Source organism: Methylobacterium aquaticum (assembly GCF_001043915.1).
GTDB lineage: Bacteria > Pseudomonadota > Alphaproteobacteria > Rhizobiales > Beijerinckiaceae > Methylobacterium > Methylobacterium aquaticum.
The window spans coordinates 1-1,685 of record NZ_LABX01000319.1 but is presented as its reverse complement, the minus strand read 5'-3'; the positions used below and the strand labels follow the sequence as shown (position 1 = coordinate 1,685).

The following is a 1,685-nucleotide window of genomic DNA, read 5'->3' as shown; positions in this document are numbered from 1 at the left end:
GGGCGGGCGTGCTCGGCAAGGCGTCGCCGGTCACAGCGTCGTACATCGAGCCGTTCGTGGGCGGGGCCTATGTCGGCATCGACCGCAATCGGTTCACCGAAACCGGGGGCGTGGCGGGCTTGAGCGGCGCCTCGCGGTTCGCCGAGATCCCGACGCTGACGGCAGGCGTGCGGGCGCAGACGGAGGTGGATCTGGGCCTCGGGGCGCCGGTGTCGCTGCACGGTCTGGTGGGCTACCGGCGCGCCTTCGGGGACGTGGTCCCGACGGCGCTGCTGGCCTTCGGGACGGGCCCGAGCTTCGTGACGGCGGGGATCCCGATCACCCGGGACGCGCTGATCGCCTCGGCGGGCCTGGACCTGCGGGTATCGAAGGCGGCGACGATCGGCGTGTCGTATACCGGCCAGGTCGGCTCGCGGGCCGAGGACCATGCGGTGAAGGGCACCTTCACCTACCGGTTCTGACCATCGGCCAGGTGTGACGCCGGCCAAATCTGACGCAGGCTCCCGATCCTAAGCAGACTTGCGTTGGCAGGCCAACGCTTCGTCCGCTTAGGTTCCTGATTGATCGCAGATTTTTGCCGCCGAACCGGTGACCACTTCGGCGAAATCTGCTTAGGCGGATCGGGAGCCGCACCCGCCGATCGGGACGACACTGCGAGGGCGGCGCCCCGGCGCCTCCGCTTCGGCGATAAGCCCTCCGTAAGCTTCCCCGGGTACGGTCCCCGCGGTTTGTCCTCGGATCCTTGCGTCATGGCGTGGGCCTCTGCCATCCGAACCGCGCCGCCGCGGGCCGGCGCCGCGGCGCTCGCCGACCTCATCGAGGAAGCCGAGCAGGTCGCCGACGCGGCGCGGGTCCTCGACGGCGTCGCCGACCTCCTGGTGGCCCAGGCCGAGGGGCTGTCGGTGCTCCAGGTCGGTGCCTTCGACGAGGTGATGACGGTGCTCGCCGAAGGGGTCGGCACGGGATCCCGCGGGCGGCTCGCCCGGCAGGTCACCGCGCTCCCCCGGCCGCCCCGGAAGCTGGCGCGGCGCCTCGCCTGCGACCCCGAGCCGAGCGTCGCGGTGCCGGTGCTCGCGCGCTGCGCCGCGCTGCCCGACGAGGTGTTGCTGCATGTCGCCCGCAGCCGCGGGCCCGTCCATCTCGCGGCGATCGCCCGGCGCGAACGGGTCGCCGCCCGGGTGGCGGACGTGCTCGCCGACCGGGGTGACCAGGCGGTGATGGCGACACTCATCGCCAATCGCGGGGCGCAGCTCTCGCTCTCCGCCCTCACGATCCTGTCGGAGCGGATGGAGGACAAGGACCGCCTCGCGGCGGGGCTGGCCGCCCGCGAGGGCCTGCTGCCGCGCCAGCGCGACGCGCTCCTGCGGCCCGCCACCCGCCCCGGCCCCGGGCGGCGCGCCGTCGAGGCGGTGGCCCTGCGGGTCCGGCTCGGGCTCGACGACGCGGACCTGCGCCTCTGGCTGGCGGATGGCCGGATCGCCGAGGCGCTCATCGGCCTCGCCCATCTCGCCGGCTGTCCGGTCGAGCGGGCGGAAGCGGCCTACCGCTCCCCCGGCCTGCGGGCGCTGGCGGTCATCGTGCGCGCGGCCGATCTGCGGCTCTCCACTCTCGGCGCCTATCTGCGCGCCCGCCCCGGCCCCGCCCTGACGCCGGAAGCGGCCGGCGCGGCGGTGCAGGCGTACCGG

General features: G+C 74.5%; 2 protein-coding genes. Both read left to right on the top strand.

What is annotated here, in order from left to right; genetic code table 11:
- Positions 1-461: autotransporter outer membrane beta-barrel domain-containing protein (locus tag VP06_RS31045; RefSeq protein ID WP_156295861.1), on the top strand; the 461-nt coding region annotated here is incomplete at its 5' end.
- A gap of 288 nt (positions 462-749) precedes the next feature.
- The coding region (locus VP06_RS31040; RefSeq protein WP_048467682.1) for a DUF2336 domain-containing protein at positions 750-1,685 on the top strand (936 nt) is incomplete at its 3' end.